The following is a 23,455-nucleotide window of genomic DNA, read 5'->3' on the forward strand; positions in this document are numbered from 1 at the left end:
CAACGCCACTCACCCCATCTCCAGCACCCTCCTGACATCAGGTGCCATCGCCTCGCCCACCGCCATGTGCTGGTCCTCGTCGAGATGGATGCCATCGACCAGGCTCGCGCTGGTGACGCCGTTCATGTCGAAGAAATGGGCCGCCTTGGCTTCCGCCGCCGCCTGGAGCAGGCCGGCAAACCCCTCCGAGCGCCGTGCGGCGCCGACAAACTTGAAGATGTTGTCGCCTTTCGGTTCTTCGATGCGCGGCGGCGCCACGATCAGGATATCAGGCCGCGGCAGCCCGGGTTCGATCGGCGCCTGCCTGACGATGTCGACGAGCCGGCCGACACCCTGCGCCGACATCCAGGCGCTGATGTCGTGGGTCGCCTGGAAGTCGTTGGTGCCGAGCGCGATGACGACCAGCGCGAGCGGCGCGTTGAGTTCGATCGCCTCGGCCAGTCCCCCAGCGCCATTGCGGCCCGGCCGGAACGGATCGTCCCAGACGGTTTTCCGGCCATTGAGGCAGTTCTCGATCACCCGGACTTCGCTCCCTCGAGCGGTCAGCGCGCGCTCCAGCACCATGGGCCAGCGCTTGTCGAAGGCCAGCCGGTTGCGCGTGCCGGGATGATGCCCCAGGTCACGCTGTCGCCATAGACCAGGATCTGTTTCATCGTCCGGCGGCCCGCGTGGTGGAGAGGTCGGGGCTCATGGCGTGCCACCGGCCATGACGATGGCGAGCGCCGCGGCCGCCTCGTCGAGATCGGCCGTCGCATGGGCCGCACTGACCTGGATGCGAAGCCGCGCCTCGCCGCGCGCCACGATCGGAAAGCCCACCGCCGGCGCATAGACACCGGCCAGCAGCAGCGCGTCGGAGACCTGTCGCGCCTGCGCCTCGTCGCCAACCTTCAGCGCGGTGATCGCGCTGTCGCTGTCGAAACAGGCAAGGCCGTAAAAGCGGAAGGCGGCCCTGAGGTGGTCGAGATTGGCCCAGAGCCGCTCGCGTGGTGCCGGATCGGTCCGGCAGATTTCGAGCGCCGCCAGCGCGGTCGCCGCATTGGCCGTGGTCAGCCCCATGGTGAAGATCCAGCTCCGGCTCCGCTGCCGGAGTTGCTCGATCAGCGCAAGCGGGCCGGCGACGAAACCGCCGCTGGCGCCGCCCATCGCCTTGGACAGCGAGCCGGTGAGCACCAGGCCGGGCGCGCCATTGCCGAGCCCGCGCAAGGGCGCCGTGCCCCGGCCTTCGGGACCGACGACACCCAGCGCATGGGCCTCGTCGACCACCAGCAGGGCGTCATGCTCCAGGGCCAGCGCATGGATCTCGGCCAAGGGCGCGGCGCCGCCTTCCATGCTGAAAATGCCGTCGGTGACGATGAGCTTGCGCCGGGCAGGTCCCGCCTTTTTCAGCGCGGCGCGGAGGTCCTCGACGTCGCGGTTGGCATAAGGCAAGACGTCGGCGCGGCTCAGCCGGCAGCCGTCGATGATGCTGGCGTGATTGAGCCGGTCGGAGATGATGACGTCGCCGGCCTCGGCGAGCGTCGCCAGCACGCCGGCATTGGCCGACCCGCCCGACGAGAACAGCGCCACCGCCTCGACGCCGAGGAAGGCGGCGAGCCTTTCGCAGAGCGCCTCGTGCAGCGGCGTGGTGGCGAAGACCGGATAGATGCCGGTGCCGGTGCCAAAACGCCCGAGCGCCTCATGGGTTGCCGCCAGCACCCGCTGATCGGTGGAGAGGCCGAGATAGTCGTTCGACCCGAGCATCAGGATGTCGGCGCCATCCATGATGATGCGGCCGTCGCGACGGCTTTCGATGACCCTCCGGTCCGCGCGGCCGCTCATGCCGCCGGCGCCTTCGGCAGGGCGGTCTCGACCAGGCTCGTCCAGTAGCGCAGGACGATCGGCACGATGCCGTCGTTGAATACATAGCGGTCGCCGTGCAGCCCCTCGCCCGGCCCGACCGCGCCGGCGCCGATCCAGGCATAGGCGCCGCCGGCCGCGCCGATCATATAGGCGAAGTCTTCGCAGCCGAGGCTCGGGCTGAATGCGGTCGAGACCTGCTCGCTGCCGACCGCGGCGCCCGCCGCTTGCGCCGCGACAGCCACCGCCCCGGCCGTGTTGATCAGCGGCGGGTAGCCGCGCTTGTAGTCGAGCCGGCTCGTCACGCCATGGGCGGCGGCGATGCCCTCAGCGATCTCGCCGATCAGCCTCTCGCACGTGTCCGACAAGGCCGGATCGAAGAACCGGCAGGTGCCCTGCAGCCAGACCTCGCCCGGCACGATATTGCCGACATTGCCGCCATGGATCTGGGTCAGGCTGACCACCAGCGGCACCTGCGGATCGACCGCCCGGCTGACGATGCGCTGCACCGCGCCGATGAAGGCGCCGGCCGCCAGGATCGGATCGTCGCCGAGATGCGGCATGGCGACATGGGCGCCGGTGCCGGAGAACCGCAATTCGAAATTGTCGACCGCCGCCATTTGGGGCCCGACACGCGTGGCGATCGTGCCGAAGGCGAGCCCCGGCCAATTGTGCACGGCATAAACCGTTTCCACCGGAAAGCGCCGGAACAGACCGTCCTCGATCATGCGCATGCTGCCGCCTTCGTTTTCCTCCGCCGGCTGGAACAGGAAATAGACCGTGCCGTCGAAATCAGGCGACTGGCTCAACAGTTTGGCCGCGCCGAGCAGCATGGCGCTATGGCCGTCATGGCCGCAGGCATGCATGACGCCATCGGTTTTCGAGGCATAGGTCAGGCCGGTCCGTTCGGTCACCGGCAGGGCGTCGAGTTCGGCGCGCAGCCCGATGGCGCGTGGGCCCGAACCGCTGCGCAGGACGCCGACCACGCCGGTGCCGCCAATGCCCTCATGCACCTCCAGGCCGAAACTACGCAATTGCCCGGCGACGAAACGCGCCGTCTCGTGTTCCCGAAAGCCGAGCTCGGGGTTGGCGTGGATCTCGTGGCGCCAGGCGATCACCTCTGGCGTGACGGCGGCGACGGGGTCATTATGGCGCATGGTCGTCTCCTGCCGGGCCCACTCGGCCCGGGCGCTTTTGGAACTGCTCGCCGCAAACCTAGGCGACTTGACCTGCGGCCGTCTTGAACCAGATTGACCAGGGTGATGACCGACAGGCCAAAGGAAACGACGGAGTTCTGGCGCCATCCGCGCTTCCGCGACCTTGGCCTGCTCAAGGCGCGCTTCCGCCAGCACCGCTATGACCGCCACACCCACCCGACCTATGTCATCGCGCTGATCACCGGGGGCTGCGAGCGCGTCAGCGTCGGAAGAGTAAACCTGGTCGCGCCGGCCGGCACCGTTCTCGTGGTCAATCCCGAGGAATGGCATGACGGCGAGGCCGGTGCCGACGACGGCTGGGCCTACCGCACGTTTTACCCCTCGTTACAGCTGATGACCGAGGTTGCCGGCGAACTCGGCCAGCACGGCCCGCCGCTGTTCGCCCGCGAGGTGATCGCCGATGCCGGGCTCGCCCGCGCGCTCGCGCTGGCCCACCAGGGCTCGACCGCGGCAGCCGCCGCCAGCGCCGAAACCTCCATGCTGACAGCCTTGCGCCAGTTGATCCTGCGTCACGGCCAGGGCGATGGCCGGCCGGAGCCTGTCGAGAGCTCCGGCTCGCGCCGCAGGCTGGCGCTCTACCAAGAGGTCATCGAGCGGAACCTCGCCGCCGATCTCGACCTGCAGCGGCTGGCGCTGGCTGCCGGCGTCACCCGCTTCCAGGTCATCCGGGATTTCAAGAAGGTCGCCGGCCTGACCCCGGCGGCCTTCATCCGCGACCGCCGGCTGCGCCACGCCAACCACCTGATCGAACAGGGCGCGAGCCTGGCCCAGGCCGCCGCCGAAGCGGGCTTCGCCGACCAGAGCCATCTCTCGCGCACCTTCCGCGCCATGCATGGCATGACGCCGGGCATGTTCAGGAAAGCCGGATAACGGCTGAAGATTTTGACGAGCACTGCCCATCGGTCAGCCGTCCTTCGAGGCTTGGTTCAAGCTGCCGAACGATGTGCCTCTGCACGTCGTTTAGCCATCCTTCGAGGCTCGCAAGAGCTCGCACCTCAGGAAGAGGACGGGAAAGTGCATTGCATCAGCGGTGCTCATGAGGCGCTGGGCATGTTGCGCATCCGGCACCGCCGCCGCTGCAAATCTCTACAGCCCTCATCCTGAGGTGGGAGCGAAGCGACCCTCGAAGGACGGCCGACCTGACTGCAGCACCATACGAAGCACACACCCGATTGACCGTCGCCGGCACCCGCCATAATCGCCGGCTGCGCCCGCGCCCTCCTCGACCACGGCATCCCCCGCGCGACGCCGGATGAAGAGGACGCGGACGGCGCGGTGATCGCGGGCAAGCGGAAGCGGTTTTCCGACGAGGTGAGCGAAGTGCTGCTGGGGCGGTAGAGGGAGGCCGGTCAGGTGGCTGGCCAGTCCGTGGCAAGCTCATCTCAACGCCCGCCAAGGACTGATCGGTTGGCTCCATTCAGACAGGCTCTGATGCGTGAGGCATGAGCCGACAGGCGCAGTGTTTTGGACTTGCGGTCTCTGAGCACCGCCCCTAGCATATTCGAAACGATGATATTGCCAAGCAATACAGTCAGGCGCAGCCGCAATCGTCAATGCACTGGGTCCAATCCCGCGGTCCCGGCAAGATTGAGCACAGTTGCCTGTCTGTATTGCGCCTCTCGTCCAGCACTCATGGGCTCTCACTGTGTCCGCTACCCCTAGTCATCTGTGATCGAGGAGCACCAACATGATCATGTCCCGCCGACAGGCCATCGCTGCGGCCGCCGCCGTGATGGCTGCGCCGCATCTGGGCCGCGCGCAGTCGCAGCAGCGTCCCTTCCGCTTTGTCGTGAATGTCGGCCTTCAAAACCTCGACCCCATTGCCGGACCGTCATTTGTGACGCGTAACTTCGGTTACCTCGTCTTTGACACGCTGGTTGCCCTGGACGGCCAGGGCCAGTACCGGCCTCAGATGCTCGAAGGTTGGGAGGTCAGCGCCGACAAGCTCTCCTGGTCGTTCAAACTGCGCGACGGGCTCGCATTCCATGACGGCACCCCGGTGACTTCGGAGGACGTGATTGCCTCGCTGAAACGGTGGGGCGCGCGCGACCCGATCGGCCGCCGCCTGATCGCTGCGACCGCGGAACTCGTTGCCGACGGCCCGAAAGGCTTCAAGTTGACGTTGTCGCGTCCATTCGGCGGTGTGCTCGAAGCGCTCGGCAAGCCGTCCGTGCACGTGCCGATGATCATGCCGGCCCGCATCGCCGGTGCGACGCCGCCGACCCAACAGGTATCCGAGATCGTCGGATCCGGCCCGTTCATTTTCCTGCGCAACGAGTGGGTGCCCGGCGACCGTGCAGCCTTCCGGCGAAACGAGAAATACGTGCCCCGCAATGAGCCGGCTGACGGCCTTGCCGGCGGCAAGATTCCGAAGCTCGACCGCGTCGAGATGCTGACCCTGCCCGAAGTCGCGGTGCGCTACGCGGCGCTGACGCGCGGTGAGGTCGACTATCTCGAATATGCTCCCGTCGATCTGATCCCGCGCATGCAGCGCGACCGCAATCTGACCTTCGCCAAGGCCGGCGGCCGTGCCGAATTGATCTACGCGGTGTCGATCAATCATTTCCAGGCGCCCATGGACAACGTTCTCATTCGACGCGCGATCCAACAGTGTCTTGATCGGAACGAGATATTGGCCGGCGCAGGCTTTGGCAACGAACTCGGCCGGCCCGACTGCACGTCCATGCTGATGTGCGGCGCGCCCTTCGAGAGCACGGCCGGCCGCAACGTCATCGGCAGTCCGAGCATCGAGAAGGCCAAGGCTTTGTTGGCCGAGGCCGGCTACAAGAACGAGCGGATCGTCCTGCTGCACCCGCTGGACAGTCCGCTGCTCAACCCGTTTGGCAGCGTCCTCATCGAGCGCATGAAACAGGCGGGCTTCAATGTTGATGTGCAGGGCCTGGAGTGGGCCGCCATCGCCCAGCGTTGGTTTCAGCGAAACCCGCTCGACCAAGGTGGATGGAGCGTCATTCCGGTGGTCTATACCGGCTTCGATATGTCCGACCCGCTATCCAATATGGGCATCGGCTACAATTGCACTGGCAGCCAGCCTTGGGGCTATTGTGACCAAAGGATCACGCCGGTTCTCGAGCGCTTCGAATCCGAGAGCGATCCGGACAAGCGCAAGGCACTGGCCGCCGAGTTGCAGAAGCTCGCGACCGAAGACGCCACCTTCCCGATCGCCGGTCAGTTCCGCAGCCCGGCCGTTTGGCGCTCCGAGCTCAAAGGGGTCATCGACTTCGGCTTCCCCGTGATCTGGAACATCGAGCGCTGAGAAGAGCGGCAAGCGCGTCACGCCAAAACGCATCGTCCTCAGCATCGAAGACGGTGCGTTGACGTCCATTGCCCGCCGGCATCACGACAAGAGACGGATGAATCCTTAGCCGGACTCATCCGTCAGGTTTGATCCGCTGACATGCTGCAAGCCGTCAGGCATGCGCATGCGGATGCTGGCGATTATCCCACAATGCCCATGCCGACACCGCGGCGGCGAGCGCGCCGATGATCAGGTGTGTCCACTGGGCATTGACGTTCGTCGCAAAGCCGAGGACCCAGGGGGCCGCGATCAGCCAGAGGCCGAGCGCGAGATTCACCCATTCCTCCCATGCGGCGAAGGCCGAGAGCGCCGCGAGCGCCATGGCACCAAGTGCGATGCCGACGATCCAGGCGTTCCAGGTCGGTGGGGCCATCGTTGCGAAGCCGACGACCCAGGGCGAGATGAACAGAGCAACTGCCAACCCGAGATTCGCCCAATCCGGGGGCCGGCCTTCCATCAAGGTGTTTGCCATGACCTACCTCCATGACTGAAGATCAACCACAACAATGATGCCCGCGCGCAAGGCACGCGGTTCTATTTGACCTGGGATTACTCTGGGGAAAATTCAAGGGGTTGCAGCAAGCTGACGCAGGGCGAGGCCGTCGCCGCCCGTTTTGACCGTGCCGTGGCTGCAAATCACGACGGCGGACGGTCACTCGGGACCGGCATCAGCCGGCGGGAACGGTCCCGCCGGCCGGGTGCGCCGGGGTGTCGGACAGGACGCCGTCAGCCGACCTTCTCGACGTCTCCGCCAGCCTCGGCCCAGTCCTTGAAGCCGCCGAGGTTGAAGACCTTCTCGTAGCCCATGTCCTTCAAGAGCTTGCCGCTGAGCGCCGAGCGGCCGCCGGAGGCGCAATAGAGAACCACCGGCCGGTCCTTGGCGAGCGCCGGGTTGTGGTAGGGCGTTTCGGCATCGGCGCGAAATTCCAGCATGCCCCGGGAAATATTGAGGGCACCCGGCACTTTTCCGCTGGCCTGCACCTCGTTTGCATCGCGGACGTCGACAACAACCGCATTCTCGTCCGAGACCAATCGGCGAACCTCGTCGGGCGTGATCTTCGGGACTACGGCATTCGCGGCCGCCATCATGTCCTTTACACTGATCGCCATCGTCATCTCCCTGATTGCGCGCCGGAGACTACAGGCCGGATCAGTCATGGGCGAATCGAAAGCGAATGATTTCGGATGTTTTAAATCAATTCCGCTGCGTCATGCCGGCCGGATCGCCGCCGCGCCTCGTCAGTCGCCGGCCTGCGCCGGCGGGCCGTCCGATATCGCCCTGCGATAGTCGTTCGGCGCGCTGCCGGTGATCGTCCTGAAGGTGCGGTAGAAGGTCGCCAGGCTGTCGAAACCGCAGGCAAAGGCGATCGCCGCGACCGGCCGGTCGGGCGCTGCCGCCAGCAGCCGGCAGGTCTCGGCGATCCGCATGGCGATGACCGTCCGGTGCAGGCTTTCGCCCGTCGGCTCGAACAGGACATGGACCTGGCGGACCGAGACGCCGAGCGCCGCCGCCACCGTGTCGGCGGACAGATCGGGGCGGTGAAGGCCGTCGCGGATGACCCGCCGCGCCGCCCGCAGATAGGCGCCTTTCAGTACCCCGCGGCTCTCGGGCGCGCCCGCCCCCGGGGCACCGGCCGCCAGCAGGGCGAGTTCGGCGAGATCGTCCACCGCCTGGCCGGCCTCGCCGGCCGCGAGGCCGGGAGCGTCGTCGACCAGGCATTGGAACGCCGAGGCCAGCAGCATCGTATAACGATGGCCCGCCACCAGCGGGGTCCTGAGCAAGCCGCGCGACCGGCGGGCCAGCCGCGCATCGGCCGACAGCGGGATTTGCAGGACGCGGCAGTGGAAGCGCGATTGCGTGCTCGGGGTTGCGGCATAGGGCACCTCCGAATAGCCGACGCTCATCGTCCCGGCCTCGACATAGGACCGGCGGTTGCGCGTCTCGCACCAGCCGGGGCCGGCGAGCTGATGCGAGATCACCAGGCTGTCGGTGGCGACGCGGGCGATGTCGGCTGGCGTACGGCTGACGACATAGGCCGAGGCGCGCATCTCGGCGAGCACCGCCCGGTCGAGCGGCCGGGTGGCGATCTCGCCACTGAAGGCGGCGCGGCGCTCGGGCGGCAATTCGATGGTGACGCCGGAGAGCCGCCGGCCGCGCTCCTCGCGCCAGACATCGAAGCGGTCGCGCGCCGGCAGGCTGTCGGTCGACCAGGTCAGAACGGGGGCCATGGGCATCCAGGATGGTCGCGCCGGAATCCGGGCAGCCCTGTTCCGACAGGCCCGAATGGATCACGGCGCTTGCCGTACGGCAACCGGTTCGCGTTGTGTGCGTCCTGTGCATCGGGAGCGGGCCTCCAGGCGAGGTGGCAGCCGCCGCCGCGAAACTGCTACTCTCGGCCGAGGTCGGCTGCGGAGGTCGTGCCTGGCAGCCTGCGAAATTCAGCCCCGACACAGGGAGGGTCACGGCGGTGCCTCGGATCAGCATTTTGGGCAACACCGCCGGCGGAAAGTCGACGCTTGCCCGAAACCTCGCGAAGAAGCGGGGGCTACGGCATGTCGAGATCGACCGGCTCTATTGGCAAGCCGATTGGTCGGTGACGCCAGGCGATGTCTATGAAAAGCAACACGCGGAGTTCATCCAGGGCGATGACTGGGTGATCGATGGCGGCGGCGCCTTGGCATCGATTCCGGCCCGCATCGAGCGTTCGACCGAGATCATCCTGGTCGATCTGCCCCTCTGGGTTCATTTCTGGCGCGCGGCCGAACGCCAGATCGCCTGGGCCAGCGGCAAGCTGGACCATCCGCCCGGTGGCATCAACGAGGTGCCGCCGACAGGCCCACTTTTCGAAATCATCTGGACAATGGATCGCGATTGGATGCCCGGCTTGCGCAAGCTGTGCGACGACCACGAGGCGAAGGGTAAATCGGTCACACGACTGAAGACGATCGAGGATCTCGACGCATTCGCTCAGGCAAGCTGACCGCGATACGACGCCCCCTCAACGACTCCCTCACCGATTTAGGGAGGCACGCGAAACGTCCCCTGCCGGGGCCACCATTCGTTCGCCTCTCCCCGCCGGGGCTATCGGATGCACACATCTCACGATGGCCGGTGCAAACGGATGGGCCCTGCATCTTTCGAGGCGTCGCACGAGAACCACCACCTCCACCTCGCCCCGGCGCCAGCCTCGATCTCACGGCGCTCATCGTGCGAGGCTTGCGAGGTCGGGCCTGGGGCGGATCAATCCCTTCGCGATCAGCCACTTGCTATCCGCCCGTGGTCTTCATGTGGCGCTCCAGCGTCGACGAACTCCGGCCTGCCTATGACTTGTGTGAATGCCCGCCCCGGCGGGGCGAGGTGAAGATGGTGGTTCTCGTCCGGCGCCTCGAAGGGCGACTGACCAACCTGACGCTTCCCCCCGGACTCTCCCTTCAACACTTAGCTCAAACGGAAAGTTTTTGCTTGCGTCGCCACGCGGACCATGACACTTAGCTCAAACGGAAACTATTGAGACGTGCCATGACCCTGACGCTGCATTCCCATCCCTTGTCGGCCTATTGCTGGAAGGTGTTGATCGCGCTCGACGAGAACGGCGCGGCCTTCGAGACGCGCCTGGTCGATCTCGGCGACCCCGAGGCCAGGGCGGCCTTCCAGGCGCTGTGGCCGACCGCCAAGATCCCACTTCTGGAGGATGCCGGCCGGATCGTGCCCGAGACCTCGATCATGATCGAACATCTCGACCGGCGGCATCCGGGCAAGCTCCGCCTGCTGCCCGAGGAGCCGGAGGCGCAACTTGAGGTCCGGCTCTGGGACCGGCTGTTCGACTGCCATGTCATGACCCCGATGCAACATTTCATCGCCCAGCAGCTCCGGCCCGAAGCCGAGCGCGATGCCCGCGCCGAGGCCGAAGCGCTCGCCGCGCTCACCATGGCCTATGCCATGATCGACGACCGGCTCGGCGGCCGGACCTGGGCCGCCGGCGACAGCTTCACGCTCGCCGACTGCGCCGCCGCGCCGGCGCTGTTCTATGCCGCCATCGTCTTGCCGTTTCCGCCCGGCCTGGCGACGCTCGCCGGCTATTTCGAGCGGCTGATGGCCAGGCCCTCCGTGCGCCGGGCCATTGCCGGGGCGCGGCCCTATTTTGCCTATTTCCCGCTCCGGCACGCCATGCCGGCCCGCTTCCTGGAGGATAGGTCCGATGCGGCCTGAGCCACAGCCGGCAGCCCGGCTCGACCGGCTGTTCGTCGCGCTCGCCGACGGCAGCCGGCGCGCCATGATCGACCAGCTCGGCCACGGGCCGGCATCGGTGTCCGAGCTGGCGCGGCCGCTCGCCATTGCCTTGCCCTCGGCGCTGAAGCACCTCGCCGTGCTGGAGGCCGGCGGCATCGTCGGATCCGACAAGGTCGGGCGGATCAGGACCTATCGCATGATGCCCGACGCCTTCAGCGGCCTGGAGGCCTGGGTCGCGCAACGCAAGGCGCAATGGAACCGCCAGTTCGACCGGCTGGAAGCCTATCTCGAGGGAGACACCGCATGACCAGGCGTTCCGCCGCCCATACCAGCTTCGTCCTCGACCGGCGTTTCCCGGCGCCGCCCGCGCGGGTGTTCCGGGCCTGGGCCGATCCCGAGGCGAAGCGCCGCTGGTCCGACTGCCACGCCGAGACCGGAACCACCGAATACAGCCTGGATTTCCGGCCCGGCGGCCGCGAGATCCACCGCGCCGTCCTGCCCGACGGCAAGGTCCAGCTGGTCGACAAGACCTTCCTCGAAATCGTGCCCGAGGCGCGCATCATCTTCGCCTACACGATCGAGGCCGGCGGCCGTCATCTCTCGGCTTCGCTGGTGACGGTGGAGTTCGAGGCGGAGGGCGCCGTGACGCATCTCAGGCTGACCGAGCAGCTCGCTTATCTCGACGGCCACCACGACCTGGACGAGCGCCGGCGCGGCACCGGCGAAGGGCTCGACCGGCTCGCGCTGGACCTGGCGCAGGACCTGCCCTCGGCCTGAGCGGCGGCCTGAAGCGGCAAAGCCGGCGGACCATCGGCCCGCCGGCTGTCAATCATGCCTTACCAGCTGGACCAGCGCCGCCAGCCGCGGCCGGGCGGCGGGCCGTGACGGTGCCGGCGCCGATGTCCCGGCGGCACCCAGCCGCCACCCCATCCGTGCCGGTGGCCATGCCGATGGCCCTGGCCATGCCCGCGGCCATGTCCGCGTCCGTGGCCATGGCCGTGGCCACCGCGCGCTTCCGCGTCCACGGCGCCGACGGTCACGACCGCCAGGCCGCCCACCGCGGCCAGCAACCAGCCCCTGCGGGACAGTGTGTTTTCGCTCATGTCGGTTCCTTCGATTCACTGCGTCGCCCGGTCCCACTAGGGCGATCTCAGGTGAACCCCGAATGAACTGACGGGACGGGCCGGTCGCGCAGGCCGCCGGCGTCCCTCAATAGGCCACGGTGAACCGCGCGCGGTGATGTCTCGGCCGTTCCGCCTCGTCGAGCAGCGCCACCGCGAGATCTTCCATCTAGATCGCCGAATGACCGGCGGCATCGACCAGCAATTCGTCCGCGCCCAGGCGATAGCGGCCGGTGCGCGTGCCGGGTTCCAACAGCGCCGGCGGACTGAGATAGGCCCAGTCGACCTTGGTCTCCGCCCGGTAGGTTTCGAGTTGCCGGGCGCAGGCCAGCGCCAGAGCCCGGATGCTGGCCGGAAAATCGGGATCGTCGACGACGGTCGCGCCGCCGCCGCCCGGCACGGTGAGGCTCGCCGCGCCGCCAACCGCCAGCAGCCGGACGCCGGTCTGGGCAAGGCCCGCCAGCAGGCCCTTGGTCGCCTGAACCAGCTCGTTCTCGTGGCCCGGTTGCGGCCGGGTCGCGCTGATCACCAGGTCCTGGCCCTGGCTCAGCCGCACCACGTCGTCAACGCTGGAGGCGTCGCCGACACGGCCCTCGGCGCCGGCCGGCAGCGCTGCGAGACCCGCCGGTTTGCGGGCGACCGCGATCACCTCATGGCCGCGCGACAGCGCCTCCGCGACCACCCGGGACCCGACGCCGCCGGTCCCTCCGAATACTGTCAAGCGCATGATCCAAAAACTTTCCCTTTGAAGAGTTGAAAAACGGCGCGGCACATCCTGCGGGCGCTTGGCCCGCGACGGTTCACCGCGATGGCGGAAAGGCGACCCTGGCCGGGGTGTGATCAGGCCAGATCGCCGTGATGGTCCATGGCCACCCCGGGGCCGTTGATGTGCCGCTGGACCGAGCGCTCGATTGCCGCCTTGGCGTCCTGCTCGATGTCGCCGCGGCCCCAGAAGGCCGAATGCAGGCCGTCGAAATCGAGCGCCTGCAGACGGCCGCCGATGCGTTCGACCTCGGCCGCCGGCAGCGGCGCGTAATTCGGATAGGACCACATGAACGACACGTGCCGCCGGTCCCAGGTGACCAGCACCGTGTCGCCGGCCAGCAGGCGGCGCTGCTCCTGAAGATGCATCACCGTGCTGCCGGGGAAATGACCGCCGATCCGGTGCAGCGAAACACCGGGCAGCACGTCCATGGTCTCGCCCTTCCAGAAGGTCAGGCAGGGATCGGGTTCCACCACCCACTGCCGGTCGGCCTCGTGCACCAGCACCGGGCAATCGAAAGCCCGGCCCCAGGTTGCCATGGCGCTGTAGAAATGCGGGTGGGAAATGGCCACCGCCTGGATCCCGCCGAAGGCGCGGATGATCTCTGCTGTCGCCGCGTCCAGGAAGCTGATGCAGTCCCACAACACGTTGCCATGCGGCGTGATTGCCAGGAAGGCGCGCTGGCCAATGGCGAATTGCGGCATGGTGACGATGCCGTAGAGCCCGGGCGCCACCTTGCGGAAGGCGTTGAAGCGGCCGACCGCCAGCTCATCCGCCGTGACCCATTCCTGGCCGGCCTTCGGCACGAATTGCCGGTCGTCCTCGCAGATGAAGCAATGCTCCGGCGGCGTGGCGCTCTCCGGATGCTGGACGCCGCAGGCTTTGCAGAGAAACTTCGGCATGGTCTTGGCCCCCGGGTGACGGGGCGCAGGCGGCTTGCTCGAAACCGGTGCCCCGTGAGATGGGCGAAGGTTATTCCTTGGCGGTGGCGAGACAATATAGGATCCGGCGCAGTCACTCTTCACTTGTGGTGAACAATGGCTGCACCGGCATCATTTCATCACCTTGAAGGCATTGCGCCGCGTTCCGACGAGCGGGCGCTATCCCCGCTGCCGCAGAAACGCGCCGGGCAGGCTGCTCGATTTGACCTCGAACACCTCGACCGCGTCCGGCAGGCCGATCAGGTATTCGGCATCGCGGTCGAGATGGCGGATCCGGGTCGGATCGGCGCCGGCGAAACGCGACATCGCCGCGACGCTTTCCCAGAACGACATGACCACGAACTCGGTCTCGTCGCCGGCCTCCCGGCGCAACATCTGGACGCCGAGCGCGCGTCGTCCGAGCTCGGCCACTCCTTCGTCGTAGAGATAGGTCTCGTAGGCGTCCGCGCGATCGCGGCGGGTCCGGCCGCGCCAGAGGCGCGCGACCGCGACGGCGCCGGTTGGGGTCTCGCTGGTCATTGGGCTCTCCATCTCGAAGATAAGGAAACGGGCCCGGCCCTGAGGACCGGGCCCATGGCGCCTACTTGCCGGCGGCCTTTGCGAGCACGCCGAGGTAATGCGGGTTGTGCATGATGCCGAAGACATTGCCGAAGGGATCGATGACGGTGGCGCCGATGAAGCCCTCGCCGAAATCGCGCGGCGGATGGAACGGCCTGGCGCCCATGGCGATCAGCCGGTCGAGCGTCGCTTGCAGGTCGTCGACATGCCAATAGGCAATGGCGCCGCCCGGCACCGGCGCAGCGGCGGCCTCGCCGCCGCCCAACACCCCGATGAACTTGGCGTCGATGATGCCGAGCTCGTGCTGGTAGTCGCCGAAGCGGAATTCGGCATAACCGGGCTTGTCCAAATAGGGCGCGACGCCGACCACCTCGGCATACCATTTCTTCGCGCCGTCGTGGTCCGCCGCCATATAGGCGACCGTGCAAACCCCGCGTGGCGTCGTGGTCGAAGCTCGGGAAACCGTCATTGCGAAAACTCCTTGGTTGGCGAAACCGGCGATGATAGATATCTAATGTGTGTAGCCATTAGTATCTAATGCCTACACCCATTAGCTCAACGCCGGAAAAATGCAAGAGGTTCCTGTGAAGGCGATGTCCAGCTCCGCCGCGTGGCCGCACCGTTTCGTCGGCGGCGCGCTCTGTCTCGACTTCATCAATTCGGTCGATATGCCTGGCACCGCACGCGAACAGGATCTGTTCGTCGATTACGCGGCGATCCTGCGCTGGAGCCTGGCGCGCGGGTCGCTGACGGAAGCCGCGCACGACCGGCTGGCGGCCAAGGCGCGGCGATCGGCGGCGGCGGCCGAGGCCGTCTGGCGCGATGCGCTGGCCCTGCGCGCCGATATCCGGATGCTCGCCCATGCGTTGCGCAGCGGCGACAATCCGGCGCCGCTGATCCCGCGGATGAACGACAAACTGTCGCGTCTGCCGCTCGCCCCGGCCTTGCGCCTAAGGGCCGCAGGAGCCGGCACCGAGAGCGGCGGCAACCGGGTCGTCTTCGATCTGGCCGGCGTGGACCTGGAGGAACCGCTCTGGCCGGTGCTCTGGACCACCGCCGCCCTGCTCGTCTCCGACGACACCGCGAAGCTCGGCGAGTGCCAGGCCAGCGACTGCGACGCGATCTTCATCGACCACACCAACAACCGCTCGCGCATCTGGTGTTCGACGGAAACCTGCGGCAATCGCGAGCGCGTGCGCCGCGCCTACCAGGCCAAGCGCGCGGTCAAGGCAGCGTCCACGTAAGCGGCCGCCGCCTCTACCCCGGAAGAGTGATGGAGGGACCACCCGGCCTGATCTACCATTGCAGCCCATGCGCGCAGTCGGCATGACGGCGCAATCGACATTGCCATCACGCAATGACGCCGGTGGTGGTCCACTGGCGCAAGGCCTGGAGGTCGCGCATGCGCATTGTCCTGGCCGTCGTGCTCGCGCAGATGCTGATTTTCGCCGGTGCGGCCCGCGCCGAGACGCCCGAGGACATCGTCCGTGGCATCTATGCCGGCGGCGGCGCCAGAAGCTCGATCGGAAGGTTGCGGGCGCCCGAAAACCGCGCGCGCTATTTCCAGCCGGCCCTGGTGCGGCTGTTCACGTCCGATGATGCCAGCGAGGGTGTCGAATGCATTGGCTTCGGGCTTCACATCAATGGCCAGGATTTCGACCAGGCCGAGGTGGCGCGAACGCTGAGGCTCGAACAGCGGATCGACGGGGATAAGGCGAGTGTCGACGCGCGCTTCACCAATTTCGGCAAGGCGAACCATATCCGTTATGACTTTGTCCGCGTCGGCAATGGCTGGAAGATCGCCGACATTGCCTCCTTTGGCGACGCCCGGTGGCGGCTCTCGTCGATCCGGTGCAGCAGGACGGGGCAGCGGCTCCCCGATCACGTCGCAGCCGTTCCACAACCGGCCGCCGCCGCTCAGGCCGCGCCGTCAGGCGCCACGTCCGGCGCAACGGCACAGGCGCCCGCGCAGGTTGCCCAGGCGCGCGCGGAAATCCGACGGGACTGCGGCGCCGGCGCCAGGTTCAGGCCGGGCTTTCAGAGGACGGCGGATTTCAACGGCGACGGCAGGCCGGACTACGTTCTGGATTTCAGCGCCGTTGAATGTCCAGCAGCGGCGTCGTTTTATTGTGGTTCCGCCGGTTGCACGCTGATGATCTTCATGTCGGATGGCGAGGCATATCGGCGCGCATATAACGACAACGTCCGCGGCTGGTCGATCGCCCAGGACAGTGGACGCAATGTGCTGGTCCTGGACCTGCACGGCAGCGCATGTGGACGATCGGGCGCCGACCCCTGTCGCCGGCGTCTGTCCTGGAACGGCAGCGCCTTCACGCCCGAGCGGCCGGCGCGGCGCAGCCAATAATCGGATCGCGCGTCGATGGACAGATCGGCGCCTGCCGGGGCCCGAGGCCTGGTCATCCCGGCATTCAGGAAGCCGACCCGGCGGCAGCCTCCCGGCCCAAGCTGACGCCGCCGCCGATTTATGGGACAGTTCTTCCGCGTCGGATCTCCCCGTGACATGGAGGCGGCGATTGCAGACGATGGCGCAACGGCTGCTCTTCTATGCGGGCCTCGGCCTGATCACCGCAGCGACCCTGATGCTGCAGATCGTCGAAACCCGGATCATCTCCGTCACGTCCTGGTATCACCTGGCGTTTTTCGTCATCAGCATCGCGATGTTCGGCCTCACCGCCGGAGCTGTCTGGGTCTACCTTCGCTCCGAGACCTATCGTCCCGAGCAATTGTCCCATCACCTGAGCGTCGCGTCGCTCAGCTTCGCCCTGGCGACCGTCTTTGCGCTGCTGGTGCAACTGACCATCGTCACCAGCTTGCCCGCCTCGGTCATGTCCTTCGTGGTCTGGGCCGAGTTCGCCGTCGCGCTTTCGCTGCCGTTCTTTTTCTCCGGCATCGTCGTCAGCCTGGCGCTGACGCGCAGCCCCTATCCGATCGGCGTCGTCTATGGCGTGGATCTGCTCGGCGCCGCTCTCGGCTGTCTCGGCGCCCTGGTCCTGCTCAATCTGGTCAGCGGTCCCTCGGCGGTGCTCTGGATTGCCGTCCTCGGCGCGGTGGGGGGCCTGTTTTTCGCCGGACCGGGCCGCGAGGGGGTTCCGCCTGGGCGACCGATCGCGGCCAGGCTGTTCCGCCACCGCAGGGTGGTGCTGGGCTGCCTGGCGGCGCTCGCCGCCGCCAACAGCGCAACGGAAAGCATCCGGCCGACGATCGTCAAGGATGGCATCGAGCAGCCGGCGTTGACCGCCTACGAGCAATGGAACTCGTTCTCGCGCATAACGGTCGGCCAAAGCGAGACGGCGACACCGGTGCTCTGGGGGCCGTCCCCCCGGTTCGCGTCGCACCAGATCGACCAGCGCTGGATGAACATCGACGGCGGCGCCGGAACGGCGGTCTATCGCTTCACCGGCAATCTCAACGAAGTTGCGTTCCTGCGCTACGACGTGACCAACCTCGCCTATGCGCTGCCTGCCCTGCGGACCGGGGCGGTGATCGGCGTCGGCGGCGGCAGGGACATGCTGTCGGCGCGCCTGTTCGGTCTCTCCGAGGTCGTCGGGGTGGAGATCAACCCGATCTTCATCGACCTGCTGACGCGGCGTTTCGCGAATTACACGGCCATCGGCCGCCTGCCCGGCATCGGCTTCGAGATCGACGAGGCGCGCAGCTGGTTCGCCCGCACCGATCGCACCTTCGACATCATCCAGATGAGCCTGATCGACACCTGGGCCGCGACCGGCGCCGGCGCCTTCACCTTGTCGGAGAACGGTCTCTATACCGTCGAGGCCTGGCGGATCTTCCTTGAGCGCCTGACGCCTGAGGGCGTGTTTACCGTCAGCCGCTGGCATGCCCCCGGCGAGGTCAACGAGACCGGCCGCATGGTGAGCCTCGCGGTTGCCACCCTTCAAGCGCTCGGTGTGGCCGAGCCGAAGCGGCATATGTTCATGGCCTCGTCGGGCCTGGTTGCGACCCTTGTCATGTCGCGTTCATCCCTGTCGGACCAGGCCCTGGAGGCCCTGAGGACGGCCGCGGCGACCTACGCCTTTTCCGTCCTGCTGGACCCGCGGGCGCCAGCAGCCTCACCGCTGCTCGAGAGCATCGTCTCGGCGCCCGACGGCGACAGCCTGCAACGCGCCACGCAGTCGTCTTATCTGGACCTGAGCGCGCCGACCGACGCTCGCCCGTTCTTCTTCAACCAATTGCGGCTCGATCGCCTGCTGGATCAGGACATCCTGGCGGTGGCGTCCAGACCGGGCGTCTATGGCGGCAACCTGAGCGCCACCCTGACGCTCGCCATGCTGATCGTCATCTCGGCGGTGCTGGTCGCGGCGACGATCATCATCCCGCTTCGGTCCACCGTGAGCCGGGCGGCGTCGACGCTGACCATCGCTGGAACAGCCTATTTTGCGCTGATCGGCATCGGCTTCATGATGGTCGAAATCGCCCTGCTCCAGCGCATCAGCGTCTTCCTCGGCCACCCGGTCTATGCCCTCAGCGTCGTCCTGTTCAGCCTGATCCTGTCGACCGGCCTCGGCAGCCTGGCATCCGAGCGCCTTCGGCTCGACGGCAGCCTGCGGCTGATCGGCTGGTCGGCGCTGACAGGCGCCTATCTCCTCGCCCTGCCGTCCTGGCTGCCCGGGGCCCTGCTCCATCTGGAGAGCGCAAGCCTGATGTCACGGGCCGGGCTGGCCGTTCTGGTTCTGGCACCCGCCGGCTTCCTCATGGGCTTCGGCTTTCCCACCGGCATGCGGCTGGTCTCGATGATCGACCAGAGGCCAACCCCGTGGTTCTGGGGCATCAACGGCGCGGCGGGTGTGCTCGCCGCGAGCGTCGCCGTGTTGACCAGCATCGAGTTCGGCATCGATACGACGCTCCGGGCAGGCGCGGTCTGCTACCTGCTGCTGCCCGGGCCGGCCCTGCTTCTCGTCAGATGTGTGCGGGCGGCGCGGAAGGACGCTGCCCCAACACGCCAGGGGCAACCATCCTTGTCCTGACCGGCCGAAGCGCGGCGTGGCACGACGCGGGCACGCTAGCGCATCCATGACCTGCTGCCGAAAGACGGCTTGCGGCCGAAGTCAAAATCAAGCAAAAAAGAACAACCAGTTGCTTTTTGCAATCACTTTGGATGAGCCCAGGAGAGCCCGCCGGTGACCAGGCTGCGTGTCGAAAGTTTCACCATCTCGCTTGACGGTTATGGCGCCGGCCCCGGCCAGGACCTCGCCAATCCCTTAGGGGTCGGCGGCATGGCGTTGCACGCATGGGCGCTCGAAACCCGCACGTTCCGGCAAATGTTCGGCACCGACGGCGGCACCACCGATCTCGACGACCGCTTCGCGGCGCGCGGCTTCGACACTATCGGCGCCTGGATCCTCGGCGGAACATGTTCGGCCCGATCCGCGGCGACTGGCCTGACGACAGCTGGAAAGGCTGGTGGGGCGACAACCCGCCTTATCACGTGCCGGTCTTTGTGCTCACCCATCATCCGCGCGCGCCGATCGCCATGGCCGGCGGCACCACCTTCCATTTCGTCACCGATGGCATCCAGTCCGCGCTCCGCCAGGCCAGGGCCGCGGCCGGCGGCCGCGACGTGCGCCTCGGCGGCGGGGTCGAGACAACAAGGCAATATCTGAGCGCCGGGCTCATCGACGAGCTGCACCTGGCCATCGCGCCGATCCTGCTCGGGTCCGGCGAAAGCCTGTTCGCCGGCCTCGACGCCGGCAAGCTCGGTTATCATTGCGCCGAACACGTGCTGACGGCCAACGCCACCCATGTCGTGCTGAAGCGGACGGCGGATGGCGCGTGAGGCGGCGGAAGAGGGCGCGTTCTGCGAACTCCACGAGGACGAAAGTTTTGATTCCCCCCGCGAGGGAGCGAGCCCGCGACCAAGCCCTGTTTCTCCGCTCCATCGCGTCTCGATCCACGCCCCCGCAAGGGAGCGACTGTGGCCGAGCTTCCAGTCCCCGGCCCCGTAGACGTTTCGATCCACGCCCCCGTGAGGGAGCGACTGGACCTGTCGTCGAAAACCATTCGTTTCGGCGTGTTTCGATCCACGCCCCCGTGAAGGAGCGACTCTCACAGCCCTAACATATTGCTGCGGCGTGATAAAATTGGCCAGTTGCGCGAACCGGACCGTCCGGAGAGCCCTACTCTTCCGAAGCCGCGCAGCCCGACCCGGAAAACGTGATTGGGAAGAGTGGTTTGGCAGCAGCGCGAACCACCCGGGCGCGGCATGTGCGCTTCAGGTTCGCGCAGACCCGACCGGGCGCCCCACAAATGGCATCGCCGGCAGGACGAGGGGCTCGTCCTCGCCGCCTCGCCCTACGCCTCCCTTGCCCCCAGCGCCGCATGCAGCGACACCCGCGTCCAGGGCGTGATGCGCGCCTGGAAGGCGGTGTAGCTGTCCGCCACCTTGCGGGCCATCGGGCTGCGGGTGCCAAGATCGCGCACGAGGTCGCCGGCGTGGCGGCGGGCGAGCGCCAGCATGTCGGCCGGGAAGCCGCGCAGCTTGACGCCGTGGCTCGTCACCATCAGCGCCAGCGCCTCCATGTTGAGCCGCTCGATCTCGGCCAGCGCCACCGTCAGCTCGGCGAGGCAGGCGGCCTCGACCACCGCCTTGAGCTCGGGCTCGAGCCCGTCCCAGAGCGTCCTGTTGACCAGGAATTCGCTGGAACCGTTCGGCTTGTTGAAACCCGGCGTGTAATAGAACGGCGCGATGCGCCACAGCCCCAGCTGGAGATCGGCGCCGGGCGAGGTGAACTCGGCGGCATCGACCACACCGCGCTCCAGCGCCGGATAGATATCGGCCGGCGGCACGGCCAGCGCGGTCGCACCGAGCCGCTGGAACAGTTCGGCGCCCAAGCCCACCATACGGATCTTGAGGCCCTTGACGTCCTCGGCCGAGTGCAGCTCGCGGCGGAACCAGCCGCCCATCGACACCCCGGTATTGCCACCCATCAGCGGCTTGAAGCCGAAGCGCCGGGAGGTCTCGTCCCAGAGCTCCTGGCCGCCGCCCTGCAGGATCCAGGCAGCATGTTCGGGCGGCGTGAAGCCGAAGGGAATGGCGGTGAAGAAGGCCGAGGCCGGCTCGCGGCCAATGCCGAAGAACGAGGCGGTATGGCCGAGCTCGACGGTGGCATTGCCGACCGCCTCCTGCACCGCGAAGGCCGGCACCAGCTCGCCCGCCGCGAAGACCTGAACCTCGATGCGGCCAGCCGACAGGGTGGCGATGCGCTCGGCGATGCGCTGGGCGGAGAAGCCGGGGCCGGGCAGGTTTTTCGGCCAGGAGGTCACCATGCGCCAGCGCCGCGCGGCTTGCGCGCGCGCTGGCGTTGGTGCGGCGATCAGCCCGGCGGCGGCGGCAAGGGTCAGGCGGCGGTCGACGGTCATCGGATCACCACCAGGCGTGGAAATGATGGGTTGGACCATGGCCATGGCCAACCTCGAGGCGGTCGGCCGCGGCGATCGCCTTGGTGACGAAATCCTTGGCCTCGGCCACGGCATGGCCGAGTTCGAGACCCTTGGCGAGGCCGGCGGCGATCGCCGACGACAGCGTGCAGCCGGTGCCGTGGCTGTTCTTGGTGACGATCCGCGGCGCTTCCAGCCGCGCCACCCGGTCGGGCAGCACCAGGAGATCGACACTGGTCGGCCCGGTGCCGTGGCCGCCCTTCATCAGCACGGCGCGCGCGCCGCGGGCGATCAGCATCCGGCCTTGCGCCAGCATGTCGTCCTCGCCCATGGCGACCGGCTGGTCGAGCAGGGCGGCCGCCTCCAGGAGATTGGGCGTGATCAGCATGACCTCGGGGATCAGCACGGTGCTCAGCGCGCTGATCGCCTGGGGGTTGAGCAGGCGATGGCCGGAGGCCGCCACCATCACCGGGTCGAGCACGACATTCACCGCGTTGTGGCGCTTCAGCCCGGCGGCGACCGTTTCGATCACCTGCGGCTGCGACAGCATGCCGATCTTCACCGCCCTGACGGCGAGATCGGAAAACACCGAATCGATCTGGGCCGCGATGAAATCCGCTGGCACGTCGAAAATGCCCTGCACGCCCATGGTGTTCTGGGCGGTCAGCGCGGTGATCACGCTGGCGCCATAGACGCCGAGCGCGGAAAAGGTCTTGAGGTCGGCCTGGATGCCGGCGCTGCCGCCGGAATCCGAACCCGCAATGGTCACCGCGATCGCCGTCATGGCCGATCCTCCCTTGGACAGTGGTCTTCGCTCCGGCGCGTCAGACGACCCGCGCGCGGGTGGCGAGCTTGCCGGACTCCAGCCCGTGCAGCGCATCGAGATAGGCGACGGCAAAACTGCCGGGGCCGGCTGCCTGTTCCGCCGCGATCTCGCCGGCGACGCCGACCGCCACCAGGCCGCAGGCGCAGGCCTCGAACGGATCCTCGGCGACCGCCAGGAAGGCCGCGATGATCGCCGCCCCGGCGCAGCCCATGGCGGTCACCTTGGCCATCAGCGGATGGCCGTTGGGCGTGCCGGCCACGCGCGCGCCGTCCATCACATGGTCGGTCGCGCCGGTCGCCGCGACGACGGTCTTCAAGCCCAGCGCAAAAGCGTCGACCGGCCGGCCCTGGCTCAAGGCGGCGATCTCGGCCTCGTTGCCGCGGATGACGGTCGGCCCGGCCGCCGCGATCTCGCGGGCGAACAGGGCCCGGCTCGGCGAGCGTTCGATGAACACCGGGTCGAGCACCCAGGGCAGCGCCTTGGCTTTGGCCGCCCCGATCGCCAGCCGGATCACCTGGCGCCGGCCCTCGTCGAGCGTGCCGAGATTGACCAGGAGCGCGTCGGCGCCGCCGACAAAGGCGCCGATCTCCTCCGGCGAGGTGGTCATCGAGGGCACCGCACCGATCGCCAGCAGGGCATTGGCGGTGAAGCCCTGGGCAACCCCATTGGTGATGCAGTGGATGCGCGGGCGGCGCGCCCGGATCTTGTCGATCAGGGCTGCGGCATTCCAGGCCAGTGCGGCTGCGGCCATCACCGCCCCCCGTTCAAGGCGAGCCTGATATCCATCTCGGTTTCCTCCGCCGGCATGACCCGGTTCAGGTACGACGGGTTGACCGTTGAACGGTCTCTCAGCCCTTTGAGGGCACCCCGACGAGACAACTCCCGACGTGGTAGGCCAAGCAGAACCCGGGTGCAAGGGTGGACCACGCACAGCGCCCTTGCGAACATCCCGTCCGTCATGGAATCTCCCTGACCGCAACGAGGCACGCCATGATCCCCTTTTTCGTCCAGATCAAATGCCAGCTCGGCAAGTCCTACGAGGTCGCCGCCCAGCTCGCCGACCGCGAGATCGCGTCCGAGATCTATTCGACCGCCGGCAATTTCGACCTGCTGGTGAAGTTTTATGTCGAGACCGGCGTCGACATCGGCCATTTCGTCAATGAGAAGGTGCAGATCATTCCGGGCATCCAGGACACCCACACGATCATCACCTTCAAGGCGTTCTGAAGCCGC

At 67.4% G+C, this 23,455-nt stretch carries 23 protein-coding genes, 1 pseudogene and 1 riboswitch; of the genes and pseudogenes, 11 read left to right on the forward strand and 13 right to left on the reverse strand.

The annotated features are described in order from the left end of the window. Positions 1 to 9: 9 nt before the first annotated feature. From E8M01_RS01835 to E8M01_RS01845, 3 genes are all read right to left on the reverse strand, one after another. Positions 10 to 618, reverse strand: a complete 609-nt coding sequence (locus E8M01_RS01835) for an SGNH/GDSL hydrolase family protein (RefSeq protein WP_425467761.1) — start codon at positions 616 to 618, stop codon at positions 10 to 12. A gap of 69 nt (positions 619 to 687) precedes the next feature. After that, complete coding sequence (locus E8M01_RS01840) at positions 688 to 1,818, reverse strand: aminotransferase class I/II-fold pyridoxal phosphate-dependent enzyme (RefSeq protein WP_136958550.1); 1,131 nt, start codon at positions 1,816 to 1,818, stop codon at positions 688 to 690. Further along, positions 1,815 to 2,993, reverse strand: coding sequence for an amidohydrolase (locus tag E8M01_RS01845; RefSeq protein WP_136958551.1), 1,179 nt, complete (start codon positions 2,991 to 2,993; stop codon positions 1,815 to 1,817). The genes E8M01_RS01840 and E8M01_RS01845 overlap by 4 nt, the downstream gene beginning before the upstream one ends. Before the next feature lie 105 nt (positions 2,994 to 3,098). Here E8M01_RS01845 and E8M01_RS01850 point away from each other — a divergent pair, with 105 nt between their 5' ends. Further along, complete coding sequence (locus E8M01_RS01850; protein WP_136958552.1) at positions 3,099 to 3,923, forward strand: AraC family transcriptional regulator; 825 nt, start codon at positions 3,099 to 3,101, stop codon at positions 3,921 to 3,923. A gap of 817 nt (positions 3,924 to 4,740) precedes the next feature. After that, positions 4,741 to 6,327: an ABC transporter substrate-binding protein gene (locus E8M01_RS01855; RefSeq protein ID WP_215908844.1), complete on the forward strand. Its 1,587-nt coding sequence runs from the start codon at positions 4,741 to 4,743 to the stop codon at positions 6,325 to 6,327. Between the two features lie 154 nt (positions 6,328 to 6,481). On the opposite strand, the gene E8M01_RS01860 is transcribed toward E8M01_RS01855, so the two are convergent. From E8M01_RS01860 to E8M01_RS01870, 3 genes are all read right to left on the reverse strand, one after another. Beyond that, entirely contained in the window at positions 6,482 to 6,841 is a 360-nt protein-coding gene (locus E8M01_RS01860) for an SPW repeat protein (protein ID WP_136958553.1), read from the reverse strand. Positions 6,842 to 7,095: 254 nt separating this feature from the next. After that, positions 7,096 to 7,479, reverse strand: a complete 384-nt coding sequence (locus tag E8M01_RS01865) for a rhodanese-like domain-containing protein (RefSeq protein WP_136964403.1) — start codon at positions 7,477 to 7,479, stop codon at positions 7,096 to 7,098. Positions 7,480 to 7,608: 129 nt separating this feature from the next. Further along, positions 7,609 to 8,598 carry an AraC family transcriptional regulator gene (locus E8M01_RS01870; protein WP_136958554.1) on the reverse strand — a complete coding sequence of 330 codons (990 nt, stop codon included), beginning with the start codon at positions 8,596 to 8,598 and terminating at the stop codon, positions 7,609 to 7,611. Positions 8,599 to 8,855: 257 nt separating this feature from the next. On the opposite strand from E8M01_RS01870, the gene E8M01_RS01875 reads away from it, so the two are divergent. The 4 genes from E8M01_RS01875 to E8M01_RS01890 all read left to right on the forward strand — a co-directional run bounded on the left by E8M01_RS01875 (position 8,856) and on the right by E8M01_RS01890 (position 11,377). Beyond that, the gene (locus E8M01_RS01875; protein ID WP_246088565.1) at positions 8,856 to 9,350 is read left to right on the forward strand and encodes a P-loop NTPase family protein; all 495 of its coding nucleotides are present in this window, start codon (positions 8,856 to 8,858) and stop codon (positions 9,348 to 9,350) included. A 539-nt stretch (positions 9,351 to 9,889) separates the two neighbouring features. After that, complete coding sequence (locus tag E8M01_RS01880) at positions 9,890 to 10,579, forward strand: glutathione S-transferase family protein (RefSeq protein ID WP_136958555.1); 690 nt, start codon at positions 9,890 to 9,892, stop codon at positions 10,577 to 10,579. Beyond that, positions 10,569 to 10,907: an ArsR/SmtB family transcription factor gene (locus tag E8M01_RS01885; RefSeq protein WP_136958556.1), complete on the forward strand. Its 339-nt coding sequence runs from the start codon at positions 10,569 to 10,571 to the stop codon at positions 10,905 to 10,907. The genes E8M01_RS01880 and E8M01_RS01885 overlap by 11 nt, the downstream gene beginning before the upstream one ends. Then, on the forward strand, positions 10,904 to 11,377 hold the full coding sequence (locus tag E8M01_RS01890; protein ID WP_136958557.1) for an SRPBCC family protein: 474 nt from the start codon (positions 10,904 to 10,906) through the stop codon (positions 11,375 to 11,377). Before E8M01_RS01885 ends, E8M01_RS01890 begins: the two co-directional genes overlap by 4 nt. 513 nt (positions 11,378 to 11,890) lie before the next feature. Here the strand turns inward: E8M01_RS01890 and E8M01_RS01900 are convergent. From E8M01_RS01900 to E8M01_RS01915, 4 genes are all read right to left on the reverse strand, one after another. Continuing rightward, positions 11,891 to 12,442, reverse strand: a complete 552-nt coding sequence (locus E8M01_RS01900) for an NAD(P)-dependent oxidoreductase (RefSeq protein ID WP_215908845.1) — start codon at positions 12,440 to 12,442, stop codon at positions 11,891 to 11,893. A gap of 119 nt (positions 12,443 to 12,561) precedes the next feature. Beyond that, the gene (locus E8M01_RS01905; protein ID WP_136958558.1) at positions 12,562 to 13,386 is read right to left on the reverse strand and encodes an MBL fold metallo-hydrolase; all 825 of its coding nucleotides are present in this window, start codon (positions 13,384 to 13,386) and stop codon (positions 12,562 to 12,564) included. Positions 13,387 to 13,584: 198 nt separating this feature from the next. After that, positions 13,585 to 13,944, reverse strand: coding sequence for a hypothetical protein (locus tag E8M01_RS01910; RefSeq protein WP_136958559.1), 360 nt, complete (start codon positions 13,942 to 13,944; stop codon positions 13,585 to 13,587). A 61-nt stretch (positions 13,945 to 14,005) separates the two neighbouring features. After that, a complete protein-coding gene (locus E8M01_RS01915) occupies positions 14,006 to 14,452 on the reverse strand; it encodes a VOC family protein (RefSeq protein ID WP_136958560.1) in 447 nt (148 codons plus the stop codon). Positions 14,453 to 14,576: 124 nt separating this feature from the next. On the opposite strand from E8M01_RS01915, the gene E8M01_RS01920 reads away from it, so the two are divergent. The 4 genes and pseudogenes from E8M01_RS01920 to E8M01_RS01935 all read left to right on the forward strand — a co-directional run bounded on the left by E8M01_RS01920 (position 14,577) and on the right by E8M01_RS01935 (position 19,795). Then, positions 14,577 to 15,227, forward strand: coding sequence for a CGNR zinc finger domain-containing protein (locus E8M01_RS01920; RefSeq protein WP_246088889.1), 651 nt, complete (start codon positions 14,577 to 14,579; stop codon positions 15,225 to 15,227). Between the two features lie 158 nt (positions 15,228 to 15,385). Next, on the forward strand, positions 15,386 to 16,348 hold the full coding sequence (locus E8M01_RS01925) for a hypothetical protein (protein WP_136958562.1): 963 nt from the start codon (positions 15,386 to 15,388) through the stop codon (positions 16,346 to 16,348). Between the two features lie 178 nt (positions 16,349 to 16,526). Continuing rightward, positions 16,527 to 18,986: a spermidine synthase family protein gene (locus tag E8M01_RS01930; protein WP_136958563.1), complete on the forward strand. Its 2,460-nt coding sequence runs from the start codon at positions 16,527 to 16,529 to the stop codon at positions 18,984 to 18,986. A gap of 153 nt (positions 18,987 to 19,139) precedes the next feature. Further along, positions 19,140 to 19,795: pseudogene (locus E8M01_RS01935) on the forward strand (dihydrofolate reductase family protein). A 515-nt stretch (positions 19,796 to 20,310) separates the two neighbouring features. Here the strand turns inward: E8M01_RS01935 and E8M01_RS01940 are convergent. From E8M01_RS01940 to thiM, 3 genes are read right to left on the reverse strand one after another with little or no spacing between them, the layout of a single operon-like run. Next, complete coding sequence (locus tag E8M01_RS01940; RefSeq protein ID WP_170181730.1) at positions 20,311 to 21,378, reverse strand: TRAP transporter substrate-binding protein; 1,068 nt, start codon at positions 21,376 to 21,378, stop codon at positions 20,311 to 20,313. 4 nt (positions 21,379 to 21,382) lie between these two features. Beyond that, positions 21,383 to 22,180 (reverse strand): bifunctional hydroxymethylpyrimidine kinase/phosphomethylpyrimidine kinase, encoded by a 798-nt coding sequence (gene thiD, locus E8M01_RS01945; RefSeq protein WP_136958565.1) that lies wholly within the window; start codon positions 22,178 to 22,180, stop codon positions 21,383 to 21,385. 40 nt (positions 22,181 to 22,220) lie between these two features. Next, positions 22,221 to 22,973: a hydroxyethylthiazole kinase gene (thiM, locus tag E8M01_RS01950; protein WP_136958566.1), complete on the reverse strand. Its 753-nt coding sequence runs from the start codon at positions 22,971 to 22,973 to the stop codon at positions 22,221 to 22,223. Positions 22,974 to 22,996: 23 nt separating this feature from the next. Further along, positions 22,997 to 23,102, reverse strand: a riboswitch (TPP riboswitch). 110 nt (positions 23,103 to 23,212) lie between these two features. On the opposite strand from thiM, the gene E8M01_RS01955 reads away from it, so the two are divergent. Beyond that, the gene (locus E8M01_RS01955) at positions 23,213 to 23,449 is read left to right on the forward strand and encodes an Lrp/AsnC ligand binding domain-containing protein (RefSeq protein WP_136958567.1); all 237 of its coding nucleotides are present in this window, start codon (positions 23,213 to 23,215) and stop codon (positions 23,447 to 23,449) included. Positions 23,450 to 23,455 lie beyond the last annotated feature (6 nt).

It is taken from the genome of Phreatobacter stygius (assembly GCF_005144885.1).
Classification (GTDB): domain Bacteria; phylum Pseudomonadota; class Alphaproteobacteria; order Rhizobiales; family Phreatobacteraceae; genus Phreatobacter; species Phreatobacter stygius.